General features: G+C 39.4%; 24 protein-coding genes and 1 riboswitch. Of the genes, 5 read left to right on the top strand and 19 right to left on the bottom strand.

The window, feature by feature from the left end; translation table 11 throughout:
• Position 1: 1 nt before the first annotated feature.
• A riboswitch (PreQ1 riboswitch) is annotated at positions 2-45 on the bottom strand.
• A 111-nt stretch (positions 46-156) separates the two neighbouring features.
• The gene (locus BK583_RS09620; RefSeq protein WP_038480454.1) at positions 157-1,386 is read left to right on the top strand and encodes an aminopeptidase; all 1,230 of its coding nucleotides are present in this window, start codon (positions 157-159) and stop codon (positions 1,384-1,386) included.
• Positions 1,387-1,436: 50 nt separating this feature from the next.
• On the opposite strand, the gene BK583_RS09615 is transcribed toward BK583_RS09620, so the two are convergent.
• On the bottom strand, positions 1,437-2,009 hold the full coding sequence (locus BK583_RS09615; protein ID WP_038480457.1) for a TetR/AcrR family transcriptional regulator: 573 nt from the start codon (positions 2,007-2,009) through the stop codon (positions 1,437-1,439).
• A gap of 18 nt (positions 2,010-2,027) precedes the next feature.
• Positions 2,028-2,300 carry an acylphosphatase gene (locus BK583_RS09610; RefSeq protein ID WP_055737605.1) on the bottom strand — a complete coding sequence of 91 codons (273 nt, stop codon included), beginning with the start codon at positions 2,298-2,300 and terminating at the stop codon, positions 2,028-2,030.
• Between the two features lie 173 nt (positions 2,301-2,473).
• On the opposite strand from BK583_RS09610, the gene BK583_RS09605 reads away from it, so the two are divergent.
• Entirely contained in the window at positions 2,474-2,755 is a 282-nt protein-coding gene (locus BK583_RS09605) for a spore morphogenesis/germination protein YwcE (RefSeq protein WP_055737604.1), read from the top strand.
• Positions 2,756-2,800: 45 nt separating this feature from the next.
• On the opposite strand, the gene qoxD is transcribed toward BK583_RS09605, so the two are convergent.
• The 4 genes from qoxD to qoxA are packed head-to-tail and all read right to left on the bottom strand — an operon-like array spanning position 2,801 to position 6,684.
• Complete coding sequence (gene qoxD, locus BK583_RS09600; RefSeq protein ID WP_038480466.1) at positions 2,801-3,115, bottom strand: cytochrome aa3 quinol oxidase subunit IV; 315 nt, start codon at positions 3,113-3,115, stop codon at positions 2,801-2,803.
• Positions 3,116-3,730, bottom strand: a complete 615-nt coding sequence (gene qoxC, locus BK583_RS09595) for a cytochrome aa3 quinol oxidase subunit III (protein WP_055737603.1) — start codon at positions 3,728-3,730, stop codon at positions 3,116-3,118. It abuts the gene before it with no gap.
• Between the two features lie 3 nt (positions 3,731-3,733).
• A complete protein-coding gene (qoxB, locus tag BK583_RS09590) occupies positions 3,734-5,683 on the bottom strand; it encodes a cytochrome aa3 quinol oxidase subunit I (RefSeq protein ID WP_095150352.1) in 1,950 nt (649 codons plus the stop codon).
• Positions 5,684-5,709: 26 nt separating this feature from the next.
• Complete coding sequence (gene qoxA / locus BK583_RS09585) at positions 5,710-6,684, bottom strand: cytochrome aa3 quinol oxidase subunit II (RefSeq protein ID WP_038480473.1); 975 nt, start codon at positions 6,682-6,684, stop codon at positions 5,710-5,712.
• Between the two features lie 260 nt (positions 6,685-6,944).
• Between qoxA and BK583_RS09580 the strand changes: the two genes are divergently transcribed.
• Entirely contained in the window at positions 6,945-7,196 is a 252-nt protein-coding gene (locus BK583_RS09580) for a hypothetical protein (RefSeq protein ID WP_038480476.1), read from the top strand.
• Between the two features lie 47 nt (positions 7,197-7,243).
• On the opposite strand, the gene BK583_RS09575 is transcribed toward BK583_RS09580, so the two are convergent.
• The 6 genes from BK583_RS09575 to BK583_RS09550 form a co-directional block, all read right to left on the bottom strand.
• Positions 7,244-8,395 carry an alpha/beta hydrolase gene (locus BK583_RS09575; RefSeq protein WP_055737602.1) on the bottom strand — a complete coding sequence of 384 codons (1,152 nt, stop codon included), beginning with the start codon at positions 8,393-8,395 and terminating at the stop codon, positions 7,244-7,246.
• A gap of 42 nt (positions 8,396-8,437) precedes the next feature.
• Positions 8,438-8,965 (bottom strand): peptide-methionine (S)-S-oxide reductase MsrA, encoded by a 528-nt coding sequence (msrA, locus tag BK583_RS09570; protein ID WP_055737601.1) that lies wholly within the window; start codon positions 8,963-8,965, stop codon positions 8,438-8,440.
• A complete protein-coding gene (gene uvsE / locus BK583_RS09565; protein ID WP_055737600.1) occupies positions 8,962-9,846 on the bottom strand; it encodes a UV DNA damage repair endonuclease UvsE in 885 nt (294 codons plus the stop codon). The genes msrA and uvsE overlap by 4 nt, the downstream gene beginning before the upstream one ends.
• 26 nt (positions 9,847-9,872) lie before the next feature.
• Positions 9,873-10,172, bottom strand: a complete 300-nt coding sequence (locus BK583_RS09560) for a HesB/YadR/YfhF family protein (protein ID WP_236702480.1) — start codon at positions 10,170-10,172, stop codon at positions 9,873-9,875.
• A 330-nt stretch (positions 10,173-10,502) separates the two neighbouring features.
• Positions 10,503-11,372 (bottom strand): chemotaxis protein CheV, encoded by an 870-nt coding sequence (locus BK583_RS09555; protein WP_055737599.1) that lies wholly within the window; start codon positions 11,370-11,372, stop codon positions 10,503-10,505.
• Between the two features lie 87 nt (positions 11,373-11,459).
• The gene (locus BK583_RS09550) at positions 11,460-12,410 is read right to left on the bottom strand and encodes a dipeptidase (RefSeq protein ID WP_055737710.1); all 951 of its coding nucleotides are present in this window, start codon (positions 12,408-12,410) and stop codon (positions 11,460-11,462) included.
• Between the two features lie 73 nt (positions 12,411-12,483).
• Here BK583_RS09550 and BK583_RS09545 point away from each other — a divergent pair, with 73 nt between their 5' ends.
• Together BK583_RS09545 and BK583_RS09540 are read left to right on the top strand one after the other, a co-directional pair.
• Positions 12,484-12,903, top strand: a complete 420-nt coding sequence (locus BK583_RS09545; protein ID WP_038480491.1) for an Hsp20/alpha crystallin family protein — start codon at positions 12,484-12,486, stop codon at positions 12,901-12,903.
• Positions 12,904-12,916: 13 nt separating this feature from the next.
• Positions 12,917-13,207: a YppG family protein gene (locus BK583_RS09540; protein ID WP_055737598.1), complete on the top strand. Its 291-nt coding sequence runs from the start codon at positions 12,917-12,919 to the stop codon at positions 13,205-13,207.
• Between the two features lie 26 nt (positions 13,208-13,233).
• Here the strand turns inward: BK583_RS09540 and BK583_RS09535 are convergent, their stop codons facing one another.
• From BK583_RS09535 to BK583_RS09505, 7 genes are all read right to left on the bottom strand, one after another.
• Positions 13,234-13,536 carry an iron-sulfur cluster biosynthesis family protein gene (locus BK583_RS09535; protein WP_134258462.1) on the bottom strand — a complete coding sequence of 101 codons (303 nt, stop codon included), beginning with the start codon at positions 13,534-13,536 and terminating at the stop codon, positions 13,234-13,236.
• Positions 13,537-13,545: 9 nt separating this feature from the next.
• Positions 13,546-14,772, bottom strand: coding sequence for an EAL-associated domain-containing protein (locus BK583_RS09530; protein WP_038480497.1), 1,227 nt, complete (start codon positions 14,770-14,772; stop codon positions 13,546-13,548).
• Between the two features lie 36 nt (positions 14,773-14,808).
• A complete protein-coding gene (locus tag BK583_RS09525) occupies positions 14,809-15,657 on the bottom strand; it encodes an alpha/beta fold hydrolase (RefSeq protein WP_038480500.1) in 849 nt (282 codons plus the stop codon).
• 52 nt (positions 15,658-15,709) lie between these two features.
• On the bottom strand, positions 15,710-16,624 hold the full coding sequence (gene metA / locus BK583_RS09520) for a homoserine O-acetyltransferase MetA (protein ID WP_038480502.1): 915 nt from the start codon (positions 16,622-16,624) through the stop codon (positions 15,710-15,712).
• Positions 16,625-16,794: 170 nt separating this feature from the next.
• Positions 16,795-17,262, bottom strand: coding sequence for a DUF4352 domain-containing protein (locus BK583_RS09515; protein WP_055737597.1), 468 nt, complete (start codon positions 17,260-17,262; stop codon positions 16,795-16,797).
• A gap of 101 nt (positions 17,263-17,363) precedes the next feature.
• Positions 17,364-18,191 (bottom strand): NAD(+) synthase, encoded by an 828-nt coding sequence (gene nadE / locus BK583_RS09510; protein ID WP_051667742.1) that lies wholly within the window; start codon positions 18,189-18,191, stop codon positions 17,364-17,366.
• A gap of 314 nt (positions 18,192-18,505) precedes the next feature.
• Positions 18,506-18,931 (bottom strand): acyl-CoA thioesterase, encoded by a 426-nt coding sequence (locus BK583_RS09505; protein ID WP_038480508.1) that lies wholly within the window; start codon positions 18,929-18,931, stop codon positions 18,506-18,508.
• Positions 18,932-18,942: the final 11 nt, after the last annotated feature.

Raw genomic sequence — 18,942 nt, 5'->3', positions numbered from 1 at the left:
TACTTGCATAGTTTTTTATAGAGGGAGTTCGCGAACCTCTTTCTTTTTTGCTGAACCTTTATTGTACCATTTCAGCCAGCTCATTTGTTTGCAAAACATCATTCTCTCCGTTATTCTACATATAGATCTTCACGAATTTGACAATGAGGTGAACTAATGAGCTTTAATGAAAAAATAGAGAAATATGCTGATCTAGCTGTTCGAGTCGGCATAAATATTCAAAAAGATCAAACGTTATATATTCGGACACCGATGCACGCTGCCGCATTTGTACGAGTTGTAGCAAAAAAGGCCTATGAGGCAGGCGCTAAGCACGTTCGCGTTGAGTGGAATGATGAGGAACTGACAAAAATTAAATACCAACATGCACCTCAAGAAGCATTCTCAGAATTTCCGCAGTGGCAAGCAGATGTCCTCGTAAAAGAAGCTGAGCATAATGCAGCATTTCTAAGCATTGCTGGGTCCGATCCTGACTTACTAAAAGGAATTGATCCTGAACGCATTGCAGCAGCAAACAAAGCATCCGGTCAAGCTAATAGTACGTTTAGACGATACATTCAATCTGATAAAGTGAGCTGGTCTATTGTTGCCGTACCATCTGAAAAGTGGGCTGAAAAAGTATTCCCTGATAAACAAGGAGAACAAGCGATTGATGCATTGTGGGAGGCTATTTTTGCGGCGACTCGTATTCATGAGCAAGATCCGATAGTAGCATGGCAAGATCATCTTGCTTTATTGGATGAAAAAATGGTTACTTTAAATGAAAAGCGTTTCCATGCTCTTCATTACACGGCTGATAAGACTGACCTCACCATTGAATTGCCACCAACACATATTTGGGCTTCAGGAGGATCAACAAGTAAAGCTGGCGTTGATTTTGTTGCCAATATGCCTACAGAGGAAGTTTTTACAGCGGCTCAAAAAGATGGCGTGAATGGGACGGTAGCAAGTACAAAGCCTCTCAATTACGGCGGAACGTTGATTACGAATTTCACCCTGACCTTTAAAAATGGCCAAGTCGTCGATTTTTCTGCAGAAGAAGGCGAAGAGACTCTTAAGCGCTTATTAGAGACAGACGAAGGATCTCGATCTATTGGTGAGGTAGCGCTTGTCCCCCATCGCTCTCCTATCTCGAATACGAACCTCATTTTTTACAATACGCTGTTTGATGAAAATGCATCTAATCACTTAGCTCTAGGTAGTGCCTATGCGTTTAATATCAAAGGTGGAAAAGATATGAACGAGGAAGAGTTAAACGATGCTGGTATTAATCAAAGTATCACTCATGTCGATTTTATGATGGGATCAGCAGAAATGAATATTGATGGCATTCATCAAGATGGTACAAAAGAAGCCGTATTCCGGAACGGTGAATGGGCTATTTAATGAAAAAGAGTAAAGTCACATATGTGTCTTTACTCTTTTTCATGTTCACACTAGGTAGAGCGAATGCCTTTAACAATAAGTTCGCTAATCGCTGATGCCCACTCCTCTTTTGTTTCTGTTTTTCGGGCTTTATTGAGTGAAATAGATTGGAAGATCAGCGTTTCTACAAGATGAGCAGGTACATCCTGACGTATTTCTCCAGATTCAATTCCTTCAGCCACTAACCTGCGAATGTAATCAAACACTTGGTGATGATGGGCCCATAGTTGTTTTAAGACCACTTTAACACGTTCATTTGCTTTCTTTTCAATATGTGGTGTTAAATCGATGGCAAGCAAGATTCGATCGTGCTTCATAAATAGGTAAATGAGTTTTTCTAATTGAACAAAAAACGTCTCTGCTTGAGAGATATGCTTTTGATCATGAACAAACGCTTCCATAATATGTGACATATAAGCCGCTAATAATTCTTCCTTATTTGGATAATATTCGTATATTGTACTTCTGCCTACATCTAATGACATAGCTAATGGTTTAAAATGAAACCCTTCATAGCCTGATTCCGTTAGCAAAGCGTCGGTTGCCGCAAAAATATCTTCTTTATTTAGCTTTCTTTTTGCCATCTACACGCTTTCCTCTCTTTAATAAACAATTCGAAAGCGACGTTCATCTTTTTTCACATCTAATTCTTCAGTTTGTATAGCTGTTATATGCGAAAAATGATTTCCTTGTTTTAAATCAGACATAAACATCGCAAATGCCTTTTTCTCACCTTGCACTTCAACCTGTACATTTCCGTTCGTCAAATTCCGCACTGTTCCAGTCATATTATGACGATGACCAATTTGCTCAACAAACGCGCGAAATCCAACACCTTGAACACGTCCCTCTACGATTAAACCATACCTATCCATACATACTCACCTCAAACGCTTTATTCCCGATTTTCATAAAAGGAAAACATACAAAATAAAATCTAAAGCGCTTCCAATTGTGACTATTTTGTGATACTATAATAAAAAGACACAAATCAGACACAAACTAACGATACGTTCCATACACTTATTTTATAGAAGGAGTGACATCAATGGATATGTTTTTTGCTTATATGTTTGTCGCAAGCGCCACTCCGTTATTTTTATGGCTAGAGCATAGAAAAATTGCGATCAGTAGCATTCCATTTATTTTAATCATGTGGTTGTTAGCCATTGCCTTTTTATTCGAAGGTTTCTTATTCCATATTACTGAATCGACCTTTGTCATTGCCGTGCTTATTAATGTAGTTATTGCTCATGTCGCTGCGCTTATTTTGTACACTTCACCTTTGCTTATGAATAAAGCAAAGCGGCTAACAGGTACATCTGAATAAATACAATAAAAACGGATCTCCCTATAAGGAGATCCGTTTTTTCTTTTACAAATGACCAGTCATTAAGACAAAGTACGAACCAATTACAATAATGACCGCAATGGCAATAGCAAACACCGTGTGACCAATTTGCCATTTTCCATCCTTTCCTTCTCCAATGTGCATGAACATGAAAAGCTGAACACCCATTTGAATAAAGGCAAAGGCAAAGATAATGATGACTCGCACGCTCCACGCAAGATTTGTTTGCGACATTACCCATACAGCCAGTAACGTTAAAACGATGGATAATGCAAAACCTACAACGTGTTGCCATGGAAACCCGTGATGATTGGAAGCTGATTCATTTTGATTCGCCAATTACATCCACTCCATTCCGAGCAAGTATACCCCAGTAAAGATAATAATCCAGATAACATCTAGAAAATGCCAGTACAAGCTTGCAATAAAGAATTTTGACGTTGTTCGTTTTGTTAGACCACGCATCTTAATTTGAATGGCAAGCACGGTCATCCAACCAACACCAACGGCAACGTGAAGTCCATGTGTTCCTAAAAGAACAAAGAACGTTGACCAATGAGCACTGGCAGATAAAGTCGCACCTTCATGGGCATAGTGTACAAACTCATAAATTTCAAATCCTAAGAATCCAAGTCCTAGTAATAGAGTTAAACCAATCCAGATAAGCATACGATTCACACGACCTGCTCGCATCTCATGAATCGCAATTCCTGCTGTAAAAGAGCTTGTTAAAAGCAGGAAGGTCATCGCTAATACAAGGTTTAAATCAAACAACTCAGCTGACGTAATGGCTGATGCATTCCGATCAACGAGTACGAAATAAGAAGCGAATAGCGTTGAAAATAAAGCAAATTCAGCGCCGATGAAAATCCAAAAACCGAGTATATTGTTTTTTCCTTCAGCCGATTGATATTCAAGGGGCTGATTCGGGTCAATTGATTCATTTGCTGCCATCGGTTACGCCTCCTTCGCTTTTCTTTCAGTTTCTTCAATTTCTTCTACACTTACATAGTAGCCATCGTTGTAGTCAAACGAACGAATAATCATACAAACAAAGATCGCTACACCACTTAGAATAGCAGGAATCCACCAGCTAAAGACTAAGGCAAATGAAGCAGTAAACATAAAGAATGCCATTACAGGACCAAGCCATGTATGATTCGGCATATGAATTTTTTGATAGTCTGTTGATGCGTTTAAATCAATACCCTTTTCTTTCATATCCCAAAATGCATCTCGCTCCACTACTTCTGGCTGATGCGCAAAGTTATAATGCGGCGGAATCGCAGATGATGTTGCCCACTCAAGTGTGCGCCCATCCCAAGGATCTCCTGTTGTATCACGCTTTTCATAGCGCCAGCTGTAGTAAATGTTGTACACGAATAGCGCGAAGGCTGCTGCCATCATAAACGCACCTAATGTCGAAATTAAGTTTAATGAGAACCAACCGTCTCCTTCTAAATACGTGTAAATTCGACGAGGCATCCCATCTAAACCTAAGAAATACTGCGGGAAGAAACAAACGTTAAACCCAATCATGAAAATCCAAAATACCCATTTCCCAATACGCTCGTTCATACGATGACCAAACATCTTAGGATACCAGTAAATTAACCCTGCGAAACAAGCAAAAACCGTTGCAGCAATTAATACATAGTGGAAATGTGATACTAGGAAGTACGTATTGTGATATTGGTAGTCAGCCGCTGCCATCGCAAGCATAACACCTGTCACACCACCAATAACAAAGTTTGGAATGAATCCTAATGACCAAAGCATTGGTGTCGTAAAACGAATTTTCCCTTTGTGCAGTGTGAAAAGCCAGTTAAAGATTTTTACCCCTGTTGGTACAGAAATTGCCATCGTTGTAATGGAGAAGAATGAGTTAACAGCCGCACTATTCCCCATGGTAAAGAAGTGGTGAACCCACACAAGGAAGCTCAAACCAGAGATGACAACAATGGATGCAACCATTGCATTGTAGCCAAACAGCTTTTTGCGGGCAAATGTTGAAATAATTTCTGAAAAAATACCGAATGCCGGTAACGCAACAATATAAACTTCAGGGTGACCCCAAATCCAGAATAAGTTCGCCCATAGCATATCTAACCCTTCACCTTGTAGGGTGAAGAAGTGAGTACCAAATAATAAATCAAATGTCATCATAGCTAAAGCAACTGTTAAAACAGGGAATGCTAGCACGATGATTAATGAGGTGATAAATACTGTCCACGTAAACATTGGCATTTTCATTAACGACATGCCTTTTGTACGCATACGCAGAATCGTAACAATAAAGTTAATTCCTGTTGCAAGGGTACCAATACCTGACAGCTGTATACCAAGTGCATAATAATTTTGTCCTACACCTGGACTAAAATCGTTTGATGCAAGTGGAAAGTAAGATGTCCACCCTGCTGACGGTGAACCACCGATAACAAAAGAAATATTGAAAAGTGCCATTCCGAAAAAGAATGTCCAGAAACTTAAGTTGTTTAAAAATGGAAAAGCTAAATCTCTAGCTCCAATTTGCAAAGGAACAACGACATTCATTAAACCAATTAAAAACGGCATTGCCATAAAGATGATCATAATTGTGCCGTGTGTCGTAAAAATCTCGTTATAGTGCTGAGAACTTAAGAAATCTAATTCTGGTGCTGCTAATTGGGTACGCATCATCATGGCATCAACGCCACCTCTGAAGAGCATGAGTAGCGCACAGGCAATGTACATAATCCCAATTTTTTTGTGGTCAACCGTTGTGATCCAATCTGTCCACAACATCTTCCATTTTTTAAAATATGTGAGGGCAATTACAGCGATTATACTAGTAAGCGCGATAGAGATTTGCGCAGCTAGGATAAACGGGTCGCCCGTTACAATAAATTCATCCCACCTCAACGGTATATCCCCTCTCTTGCGCTCGATTCATCTTATTCATCATCCAACTCCACTTCATACGTTTTATCTGTGTTAATTGGCTGAGATAAGACTGGCAAATCAAATGCTTTCCCCTCTCTAGAATGAGGGCTATGCGCTTCATAACCAAGCTCTGCTCGTTTTTCTAATGAATATGTCGCATCATAAGCATGATTGACAAACTCAAGGTGTGTTGAAGAGAAGGTCATTTCTTCTGCATGACCTGGAACCATCAAATGTACGTATTCATCTTCGGATAAAGAAGGTGCGTTTTCTTGAGTGTCTTCAACCCACTCATTAAAGGCATCATCTGTCTGTGCATTTACAGTGAAGCGCTGTTCCGCAAATCCTTCACCAGTAAAGTTTGCGTTTCGTCCTTCGTATTGACCAACTTCTGTTGCTGCCAAGAATAATTCGGTTTCCATTCCTGACATGCTATACTTCTGGCCTCCCAGTTGTGGAACCCAAAACGACGCCATTGAATCAGCAGACGTCAGTTTAAACAGAACGGGTCTGTCAACTGGAATATTAATATAATTGATGGTTTCAATTCCTTCTTCTGGATAGCTAAAAATCCACTTCCAGTTCGCACTTGTTGCATGAATGACAAGCGGTTCTTGCTGTGCATCGACCTCTTCTATTTCAGGAGCTTCCTCCAAGCTATAAATGGTAATGACAGTTGGAATCGATAAAATTGTAACAATAACAATTGGAATAATGGTCCAGACAAATTCAAGTTTGTGACTACCTTCAATTGAAGGATCATAGTTGTCGTTATTTCCACGATCACGGTATTTTACTAACATGATCGTTAATAGAACAAATACAACTAAAACAATAAAGATCATAAACCAAATTGATAGCCAGATTAAATTACTTTGTTGCTCTGCGACTGGCCCTTGTGGATCAAGTACCGTTAAACTTCCACAGCCACTTAGAAAGACAGCGACCATCGCAAGTGAAATCCATTTAAAAATAGAGGATGGCATACCCAATAAAATCACCTTTCTTTTGGCATAATAAAATCATTGCGCGCTAACTATGTGAAACAATGAACGTGCAACTTTGATGCTTCCATCCTACCACTTTCCAATCAAGAATGGGGGAAATAACTGCTTCTGTTCCGAAATTATCATAAATTAGACAAAAAAAAGTTACGAAGCAGACACATCTTTGCCAAGACTTTCTTGTTAGCGCAATCATGAAATACCCTTAATTGGTGAATAGTAAACACAAGGAGGTGCTTTTGATGACAGAAGCTTATTTATGTCCAAAGTGCAAAACAAATCGTACGCGGTTTCATCAAATTAGCCAAGACGCGATCCCCGTTAAACTCGACCCACGTAATGGTGAAATTATTGAAACCTATAATGAACAGCAGCTAACCCCTATCCATATGCATTATAACGGACCAACAATCCGTATACAGTGCGGGGCTTGTGGCTTAAATGAAGCAGAAGATACCTTTATTGCTTTCGCTAAAAATAGTCCCCTTTCATGATAAAAACAGACTTTGGCCTATGCCAAAGTCTGTTTTTACGTAAGTAGCTATTTAATCAATTGAACTATTTTTTGCCAAAGAAGATACACACTCATTCCATAGGCTTCCACCTCATCTTGAACAGTATCGCCTTCATCTAGTTCTTTTACATAAAATGGTTGTTTTTGACTCGTTTCATCTGTTTCAAATGAACGATTGAAAAAGTGTGCGACATAGGACAATGCATAATCCGCTCTCCCCATCACTTCATAAAACGAAAGAAAACCGTGCATCGTCCCGTTAAAACGCACCGCCTCAACATCATTTCCTGCATCATACAGCTTCTCTGCAAATGCTTCTCCTTCGTCTCTTAACGGGTCAAATTCTGCCGTTACAACTAAAGACGTTGGAAAGTCACGTAACGCATCACTTAATAGTGGTGAAACATATGGATTTATCCAGTCATCTTGATTGGGTGTGTAAGCAGCACGAGCTCGTTCCATAACTGACCGAGATAAAAAATAATAGCCACTGGAATAAGCGTCTCTTGAAGGAAAAGGAGTATCTTCAAATGTTGTTAACGGATATAAGAACGCACTACTCTTCAAAGAATAACCTGCTTCATTTGCTTTCATTACAACAGCAGCAGCAATATTTCCACCAGCGCTATCACCAGCAACTGCTATGTTCTCCGTATCTGCATCTAGTTCTTTTGCTTCATCATATACCCATTTAAGAGCATCAAAGCTATCATGAATGGCTGTAGGAAACGAATAGTTTGGTGCCAATCGATAGTTCGGTGCAACAATAATGGCGTTCGTACGATTTGCTAAAGCACGAAGAATATTATCATGGGTATCGACATTCCCATATCCTTCCATAAAGGCACCGCCGTGAAAGTATAGGATAACCGGATGAGGCCCTGATTGTGTTGGTGTATACAAGCGCATCGCAATCGGTTCTCCATCCCTTGTTTCCAATATAAGGTCGGCTCGTTTAATCGTTGGCGCAACAGGATTTACGAAAAAAGAAGGTGTCGACAATCCTTCTGGAAGAAGCTGTTCATTCACTGCATGTAAAATGACACCGGTTTTTAACGGAACCTTGCCTGCCTCTGTATAGCGCCAAGTCTGTGCAATAACCATTACTATAAGTAACAAGACAATGATCGCTAGTGATAACCATCCGATGCTAAAGACGACTTTTTGTTTTCGAGTCATGGTTTTAACAGTCTCCTCACCAGTAAATAAACGAAATCCTCTTTATCCCTGCTTCCAGTGAGATTGAATAAACGTGTCTCTCCCACTCTCTTTGCGATCTTGTTTATAATGATTCGGCTGTTTCTTGTAAAAGTCTTGGTGGTCGTCTTCAGCTACATAAAACGTCGATGCTGGTAAGACTTCTGTTACAATCGGTTTTTTAAAGCGATTACTTTCTTGAAGCTTCTTTTTTGTTTCTTCTGCTTTTATTCGTTGGTTCTCATTTTCATAGAAAATTGCCGTTCGATACTGACTACCTCGATCATGAAATTGACCACCATCATCAGTCGGATCAATTTGAGGCCAATATAAGTCTAATAATTGGTCATATGAAAACGTTTCGGAATCAAACGTAATTTGTACAACCTCAAAATGTCCTGTTTCTCCTGTTTTCACTTGCTCATAGGTTGGATGATCAACGGTTCCTCCCATATACCCTGATAAGATCGATTGTATCCCAGGTAATTCATCAAACGGTTGAACCATGCACCAAAAACAACCGCCTGCAAATGTCGCTTTCTCTCGTTTCATTCCTCTTTCCCCTCCATAATGCTTTCTCTTAACGAAAGTAGCGCTTTTTCTTTCGCTTTTGCTTCAATCATGACATCCGCATCCGTTCCGTCAAGTACACGGACAAGTAAGTCATAATCCTCTCTTCGAATATAATCGGTGTGTCTTGGGTCTGCCTCACCAGAGCGACCGGAGCTAATGTGAAGTTTAGGCTTCATTGACCACGTTTCACACACGTGCTTAAACAGCTTTTTAAGTTCAGTTTCTTTCGTATGGAAGCATCTCTCATGATGAATATCAAACACAACGGTGACACCACACTGTTCGTGAATGTCAAGTACGTCTCTTGTGTGAAACGTCTTATCATCGTTTTCCAATCGAATTTTCATTTTCACCGCATCAGGCAATTGTTTATAACTTTTCACAAATGTCGCTTTTGCTTTTTCCTTGTCCCCATATGCACCACCAGTATGGATAATAATATCGGTTCCTCCTACAAGGCTTAAGAAACGCTCATGGTAAAGTAAATCATTTACTGCATTTGTTACGACTTGCTCCTTTGGTGAGTTCAGGACGGTATACTGTCCTGGGTGCATGGAAAAACGCATACCGCCTTGCTTACCTATTTTTTTGATTCCCTCTAACCGCTGCAAAACGTCTTTATCTTTATCCCAAGCCCAGTCCATTTCAGGGTGTGTTGCAAACGGAATAATCTCACTAGATAAACGGAAAAAAGTAATGTGATTGGCTTCATTCCAGTTGACCATTTCTTGAACTAAATCCAAATTGTGCATCGTTAATTCTTTAATTTTAGCCATGCCTTCGTTTCTCATTGTTTGCAAACGACACGTTCGCATTTTAGTTTCAAGGGTTAGGTTCAAACACGCATAACCAAATCTCATTTAAGCTACTCCTTTAAAAGTTTGCTTTACGCCTCATCGTAAACAAACTCAATTTCATCATGTTTTCTGCTATATTTTATTTTTACCGAGTGATCATTAAAATACCATAGATCTTGCTCCTCAACAAAAAACAAAAAGCCATCAACTTCTTTTTGCAACATCGGTTCTACAGGTTCCGTTTGACTCATCCCAAGTGAAAAGCCACTTTGCAACGAACCACAGCCACCGTAGCGCCCGTACAAGCGAATGGGAATTAATGATGTATCTTCTCCAAATTCTTCCTTAAACCAATTGATTGCTGGTTTTGTTACTTCTACGTTCATCATCTCACTCACTCCTTATGTAGCTCCCATTTTACCAGTAAATATAGAGACCATACAAATATCTTGTTCATTTGTGTCTTTAAGCCATTTTTGTTTCCCTAACGCAACTTTAGTTGTTCTTGTGCATAGTATAGCAAAAAGGAGACAACAAGATGCTTAAACAAAATACAACCGCCTATGTTTATTTATTTTCAAAATTAAAACTACTAACAAAAAAACAAGTAGAAGACTACAAAAAACAGATGTCAAAAGATGACTAGTTCTAAGCCCACTCTTCCATCCCAATAAAAAGACTTATCGATCATACGAGCTACCGCATGATGATAAGTCTTTTTATTGATGAACTAAGTATGTATCCAGTGTGCGTAGCAATTGCTTAATATCTGGTTTTTGAACATGCTCATTAATTCCTACTTGCTTCCCTTTCTGCAACATTACATGTGCATGTAAAGAGGAGAACGAAATGATCGGTAAAGCTAAAGGCACGTTCCTCACTTTTTTTGTGAAATCAAATCCATTTAATAGCGGTACGTCAATATCAGTGATACATAAATCAACTGTTTCTTCCTGTTCCTCAACATACTGCCACGCTTCTTCCCCATTAGCAAAGATCGTGATTTGCTCATAGCCAGCATCTCGAAGTGCTTCAGAAATAATTAGCTGCATGGTTAGTGAATCTTCAATAAGTACTAACGAAAAACGTGATCGCTCGGACTGGTACTCTTCAATAAAATCTTCTTCAAAATGAGTAGGATGAATAACATGAATAACTTGCTCCACATCGAAGAGATACAAGATATGTTCTTCATTAAATGTTACAACACTTGATACAAATGCATCTTTCTCCTGGGATAATGCATCTGGAATATGCATGTCCTTTGATTGAATTCGTTCAATCTTTGATACATCTGTTGCTTTTAAAGCAAACGTTTTGTCTCCATGTTCAATGATAATAAAATACTTAGCTGACTCCTCTTCTATTTGAAGAAGCTGATACGTATTTAATACAGGAACAGCTTGATCCCGTAGACGGATAATTCCCTCAACCATCGTGTTTTGATTTGGCGACATATGGATAGTCATTGGTCGTATAATTTCTTTCACTTTTAACACATTTAACCCATACCACTGGTTATTTAAAAGGAAGACAAGAATTTCTTGATCATATCTATTTTCTTGGGTTGTAAAAATTGGTTGTGCCACGGTATTCAGCCTCCGTACTCATATAGTCATCTCTGTTTTATATCGGTTGCTAGGCTGAAAGTGTTTAGCACATGCTCACGCTTTCCGTTATTTTCGTGACCCAACTGCAAGAGGGTCAATTTTACAAACCATTTTTTGATAAAAATTCCGATAAAAAAAGCCCTTTAGCTCATGATCACTATAGTACCGGCTTAATTGTTCCAGCAATGCCGGAAACTTGCTTGCATTTTCAAGTCCTTTTACATGGGAATGAATGCCATCAAAATCCGAACCAAAACCAATATGAGCAATACCACCTAAACTACCAATGTGATCAATATGAGTTAGTAAATCTTTCATCGTTGCCCCCTTTTCATCCTTTACAAACTTCGGGAAGAAAACTAAACCAATGAAACAATCTTTCTTAATCAGTGCTGTGAGTTGCTCGTCCCGCAAATTACGATCATGTGGACAGCGTGCATAGCTATTCGAATGGCTTGCCATTGTTAAGCGAGAAAGATCCATAACATCCCAGAATGCTTGGATACTTAAATGCGAGACATCATTTAATACTTGATAACGATTGTTGAGTGCTATGACTTCTTCTCCATATCGTGTTAGTCCAGCCCCTCTCTTCTCCCCAATTCCATCGGCACATGCATTTACTCCGTTCCAAGTCAGCCCAATAGAAAGGACACCTTGTTCATAGAGCCAATGCAATTTGCCTAGGTCATGGCCAACTGCGTCCATTCCTTCAAGAGCGAGAACAGCCCCAATCTCTCCTTCTTTTAAATGCTCCATGTCTCTTAAAGAACGAAGATGAACCATCTGAGGTACCATTAAGACTCGTTCATAGAAATGATTAATTTGCTGTTGAACAACGGAAAATTTATTTTCTTCTGACACTTCTTCTGGCACCCATATGGCAAAAAATTGCACCTTCACTTGCCCAGCTTTCAATCGTGTAAAGCTTGTGTCCAGTTCGCCATTAAGAAATGAAAGAGAGGGACGCTTCCAAAGCTTTAACAGAGCATCACAGTGAGCATCAACTACATTCATCGTATCACCTTTCCCTTTCTTACACATATGATAAACCATCTGACTCGTTGTTAGCCTTTTAGGAGGGTTATCTATGAAAAACTTGTTTTCAAGAGATCGACAGCAACCAAATTTATTAGGCTCTATTGATCAATTCTTCCAACACACGTTAAGCCATTTACCACGATCTTTTACAGAAAAGATTATTCCCGTAAAAATAGAAGAATCAGCCGGCACTTTCACCATTATTGCTGATTTGCCTGGCATTGAAAAAAAGGCCATCCATCTGCGTAGCCATTATCAGTCGCTTATGATTACTATTGAAGAGAAAGAACAAATGGCGACTTTAGATGAAAAGGGGCAAACACTGTCTGAGCAACAATCCGTTTCCATTCGAGAGCGAAGTGTTCCAATACCTTTTTCCTTTAGCGAAACGGATATCCATGCTCACTATACTAACGGTCAACTGATCATCACGATAAAAAAGAATGAAAAACCTATTCTCATTGATTAAAGGAGGAAAAAGAATGTTCCAGCAAAGACGCCACTCACATGGCATGATGCAACCACCACGCGCCCAGGTAAGAAGAGGTAGACCACCTCAATATCAGCCGAGATACAATGATGTTCAGCAATTTCATCCTTCACAATGGCAAGGACAGCAACCGAAAAAAAGAAGTGCATGGTCAGCACCATTCACTAATTCAGAGGGACGATTTGATATTTCGAGAACTGCTTCTTCAGTTGACCAATTTGTTAAAACGTTTCAACAAGTGACACCCATTGTATCGAAAGTCGGTCGCTTTTTTAAACCATAGAGGTAGGGATCTCCCTACCTTTATGGTTATTGACGTTTAACCTTTTGAGCATAGGCAAGTGTACCTCTAGGTGCGAGTAACTTTAGTCCTTGAGCATGAACAAAATCAATTTTAATAGACTTCCCAATTTCCTCTTCAGCCTTTGCATCATATAGGAATGTTATTCCGTCTAGTTCTTTTTTTTGATCTCCCTCCTGTTCGGTGCCTTCTTGCAAATAAAACTCAATCATCGTACTGCATTCATACGTATCGCGAGCAACCACTCGAATTGTAGAGAATTGCTTCTCTTTTAAGTGGGCTACTGCTTCAGACGTTACGTTAATTTCCATTTTCTCACCTCATAATAAGTCATTCTGGTCAAATAAATATCGATACGGAATGTCAATAAAGATATACAGCGCGTCAGACAATGGATATGAATAGGTCCGAATCTGTTCATCTTTATCTATATCTGTATACAGATCCGATAAAATCCCTTTTTTTTCCACGTTCATTCGGACGATATTTTCAAGAAAATACGGGCGCCAGCTCCAGTTTTTCGCCTTACTTTCCATTCGTAAATACCAGTTGCCACATTCGTCTTTTTCACCGTTACTTGACTCTTGATACCCGTTTTCATTACAAATATAAACACGGAATGTGTAATTCGTTAGCGCTTTTGCGATGGTTAATACCATACCATCAAGAGACTCATTTTGAGGAATTCCTTTTAACACTTGTTTTAACGATAATGTAAGCTCATTGGATAAGGTCAACTGAGCTTCCACTTTCTTTCGCTCGAAAGCAATAAAGTGGTTCATGTCTTTCATTAGTTGAACTTGCTCTATTGGCTCGTTAGGATTAGTAGGGACCGCTTTCTGCAAATAACTGCCTTGATAGTAACGTCCTCCGTTTCGCCATGCATAGTTAAGTTGGGCGAAAGACGTAATTCCATTAAATAATAGCGTTGAGCCAATTTTTCGTGCCAATGATGAAAGCGAATGATGAATGTCACTATACATACTAGGCAAGGCATTTTCTTGTAAAAAACCACAGCTTACACGAATGACATTGGGACGAATCTGACTAATAAATTCTAGCTGTGATGTAGTGGTATCTTCAGCATCGAGGGCGATTTGGATACCTAAACTTTGAATATACATAATCGTATGCTTCACATCAAACAGTTCTTCTAATGAGCGGTCAAAGCCAATAATGACAACAATTTGTTGGAAAGGCATGCCGTTATCTTTCATTTTCGTTAATCGCCCTAGTAGCGTTTCTCCATTATCAACCTCTAGTAGTTTGCTATTGTAATGAAAGAACAACGTCACAGGCTGTTCTGTATTAAACTGTGTCTCAAATGTTTCAAACGCTCTAGCTTGCAAATGATCTTCCATTTCAATTCGATATTCTCGTGGAATGTCATGGTCATCGAAAAACCAAGTTACGTTCATCGGTTTATTGTTCTCAATCCAATAGGCCTCTACTTCGTAACCAATAACTTTCTGTGTGTCTGCACTAATGATAGGTAAGAAATAAGGAACCACACGGTCTTTATTCATCATAATATCAAGAGGGTCCACAAGATCGCCTCCTTTTTATGAAAGTAAGTGTCTTTATTAAACTATGGAAAGTAAAAAATGCTTAACTCTCTTCTGAACTTGCTTTGGCTTTTCTTCTAGAAGTAAATGCCCGCACTGCTTAATAACATGTATACGGCTATTGGGCAGATCTCGATGAAGGGCATAGCTTGTTTCAATCGAGATAAGGGGATCTTCTACACCTGAAAGAATGAGCACTGGTTGGTGTATCTGTTGAAGCTGAGCTTGCGACAAATCCCCTTCACGCTGTCGAGTTAATTGAATTAATCCATTTATAAATAATGGATCTGAGAGCGGCCCCTCGTAATTGGCAATCATATCCGCGGTTAAGCACCGTTTATTGTAAACAGCGTCTTGTAAGAAGAGTCGTACTTGCGGTTTTCGATGGTGCATGACCCAGTTTAAACTTCTTTCGATTAAAGGAAAATATGTAGCAACTTGAAATGGTTTCTTTACCGACTTTAAATAACCAGAACTTGCGAGTAATGAGATACTTATCACTCTGTCCGGCTGGCGGTAAGCGAGGTAAAGGGCAATCTGTCCCCCCATTGAATGTCCGATTACGTGAAAGGAGTCCACATGTAATTGGCTCATTAATTCCCCAAGCTGATCCGCATAAGCAGAAAAGGAATAGACAGATCCATTTCCTTTCGAACTACGACCGAAGCCTGGCAAATCACAGCAAATAATATCATACTCTTCACGTAACGATGGAATAACACGGTAAAAACTTGTGACTGAAGCAAAAATACCATGAATCAGTAACAACGTTCCTTTTTTAGGCTTTGTGCTTTTAAACCATTCATAATAGATGCTTGCTTCATGAATATGCAAATAAGACGCTCGATCTGGTACCCGTTTTGGCATGTTGATTCACTCCCGTACACTTAGGATGTACGAGAAACGGCAAATCAAAACCTTACGATTTGTCTAAATGATAAGGGGTTTCTTGGTACACATAATAATTTAACCAATTTGAGAACAACAAGTTCGAGTGAGCTCTCCACTGAAGTGGTGGCAACGCTTCCGGATTTTCATCTGGAAAATAGTTTATGGGCATCTGGCATGCCCCACCTTGCTTGATGTCTCGTTCGTATTCTTTCTTTAACGTATGTGCATCATATTCAGCATGTCCCATAACGAAAATACGTTTTCCGTCTTTTGAAGAAGCAATGTAGACACCTGCTTCATCTGATGAGCTAAGTACTTCTAAATCTGATATTTCTTCTATGTCTTGGCGGTGAATCGTTGTATGACGAGAATGAGGAGCAAGAAAATAGTCGTCAAAACCACGAAGTAAATTCACATTCGAAACGTTTACCGTATGATTATAAATTCCAAACAGTTTTGTATTCAATGGCCGTTTACGAATCTGGTAGTGATGGTAAAGTGCAGCTTGCGCCCCCCAGCAAATGTGAAGGGTTGATGTCACATTTGTTGTGGTCCAATCTAAGATGGATTTCATTTCGTCCCAGTAGTGGACATCATCAAAAGGTAAGGTCTCCACAGGCGCCCCTGTAATAATCATGCCATCAAATTTCAACGACTTAATTTCACTAATCGTTTTATAAAATTGTTGTAAATGTTCTTTTGATGTATTTTTTGGCTCGTGACTACTCGGATGTAAAAGGGAAACATCTATTTGTAGTGGCGTATTACCAAGAAGACGAATCAATTGTGTCTCTGTCTCTTGCTTCGTCGGCATTAAGTTTAAAATACAAATTTTCAGAGGTCGAATATCTTGTTGATAGGCACGTGATTCATCCATCACAAAGATATTTTCTTTTAACAGCTTCTCCTTTGCTGGTAAGTGATCAGGAATTTTAATTGGCATAAAACGTCTCTCCTAAACGAACCCATTATTTCGATTTTTCATTAATCTTACCGTAAGAATTTTCTAATTTCAACAAAAGCGCTTCATGAACTAAGAAAAAACAAGCAAAAAAGCGCAAAAGCGCTTCTTTGTCTTGCCTTCTATTTCAGTATCACGCTAGTCGTACTTTTTCAGTCAACTTCGAGTGGAAACATCAGTTGCCCGCCACGAAAGTGATCACTGTAAACAAGCTCAAGCGCTGTATCTTTTGGAACGATAAATGCAATTTCCCCAGATACAGAGCGCCCGCTTTCTAATTGTCCACCAATAATCCCTTTTGTTTCAATCCGCTCAGCATGACTGTATGCATAGTGCTCCTCATCGACTAACGTAAGATTGACCGGCAGAAAGCTAATACTTGATTCTCGCGTATTTTCTGCTGTTAAATCAACTTTCACTAGTTGTTCTGTATCACTATGTTCTGTGACACTAACACCGTTAAGCGTAACGTACACACCGTTGAGTTCCTGGGTTTCCGATTCATCCTGATTATCGGAAGCCGTTGGTTCTGTTGAATCGTTCGTCACTCCTACCGTTACGACCAAAATGATGAGTAAGCATGCAAGTAAGCTTAATAATATAAGGATTTTGCCTTTCATTACGTTCCCTCTCCTTAACATATGTACAAATTTCTTTCTCTACCCTATGCTCGGAACTGGTTAATCATACATATGTTTAGTAAAAGAGTAAATAAGACTTATTACTCCCACCAATGATCATAGATTGTAACTGGTGTTTGCCGTTTGTGTTCTGTCATAGCGTAGCGTGACTCGATTTGTTGAGCAACTTCTTGATCCACTTGCTTTCCTTCTAAGTAATCATCAATTTGCTCATAAGAAATGCCCAGTGCTTCTTCATCTGGTAAACCAGGCTTGTCATCTTCTAAGTCCGCTGTTGGAACTTTCATATAAAGAGATTTTGGTGCCGCTAACGCTTCGAGTAACTGTTTTCCTTGACGCTTCGTTAAACCAAACAAAGGTGCAACATCACATGCACCATCACCGAATTTAGTAAAGAAGCCTGTTACAGCTTCTGCTGCGTGGTCGGTTCCAATAACAAGAGAATGGTAGTGAGCCGCCAAGTCAAATTGAACTTTCATTCGTTCTCGGGCTTTCGTATTTCCTTTTAAAAAAGTTGACAATTGAGACTGTGTTGCTTCTTGAAATGCTTGAACCGATGCGTCAACAGCATTCTTTATATTCACTGTTAACACATGATCTGCTTCAATATAAGAAAGAGCAAGCTGAGCATCCTCTTCATCATGCTGTTCTCCGTAAGGCAAGCGAACTGCATAAAATTGATAGCTTTCGTCTTGTTTCTCTTCTCGTAGTTCCGTTACTGCTATTTGCGCAAGTTTTGCTGCAAGAGTTGAGTCTTGACCTCCAGATATACCAAGCACATAGCCTTTGGTTCCGGTTTTAATTGCATATGATTTAAGAAATTCAACACGGTTACGAATCTCTTCTCTTGGGTCAATGGTTTCCTTTGAAAATAAGTCTTTTCGAATACGATCTTGGTTAACGTCCATCTGTGCACACTCCATCCGTCTATTGAATTGAGAAAGCTGTGTTAATAACCCTTCGCTCTGCAAAATGGCTTCTTGTGTCTTTCCTAATAAATCAAAGTGGGAAAGTTCATCCCGTTGATGAATCCACTCTCTTTTTAAACCATATTGCTTACCCCAATGTATTAATTTCTCTCGATCTTCACAGGCCACTTTTGTTACAGTTGTCGCATTTGGAAAGCGCGCATCATACCAGTAGTGCGTGATAAAAGCAATTTTACCATTTCTAGCTTCCTGTTTCCACTTTGTCAATTCACGTCGGTTAATTCCAAACGCCATTAATGCTCCTCCATTAAACGGTTATAGGTTTCATACCATTCAGGGAAAGCTCGCTTAAACGGAACTGGTTTAAAGGTATCCTTTTTCACAATCACGTGGGTTGTATAACCTGTTACACAGACATCATCATGCTGATTTTTTATTTCATATTGGTAAATTGTTTTCACACCATCATTTAGGGATAACCATGTTGTGATGATAGCCTCATCTCCATAAACAAGAGGCTTTTTATATGTTGCATAGACGTCATACACAGGTGCATAATAGCCAGCTTGCTCCATTTCAACATAACTATAGCCTGCTTCTTGTATATACGCCGTTCTTCCTAATTCAAAAAACTTAATGTAGTTTGCGTGATAAACAACACCCATCATATCGGTATCTGCGTATTGGGGCGTAATGAACTTCTTAACCTGATATGGCAATGCCTATCCTC

The sequence above is a fragment of the Shouchella oshimensis genome, from assembly GCF_002019765.1.
Classification (GTDB): domain Bacteria; phylum Bacillota; class Bacilli; order Bacillales; family Bacillaceae_D; genus Shouchella; species Shouchella oshimensis.
This window is presented reverse-complemented; position numbering and strand designations above follow the sequence as displayed.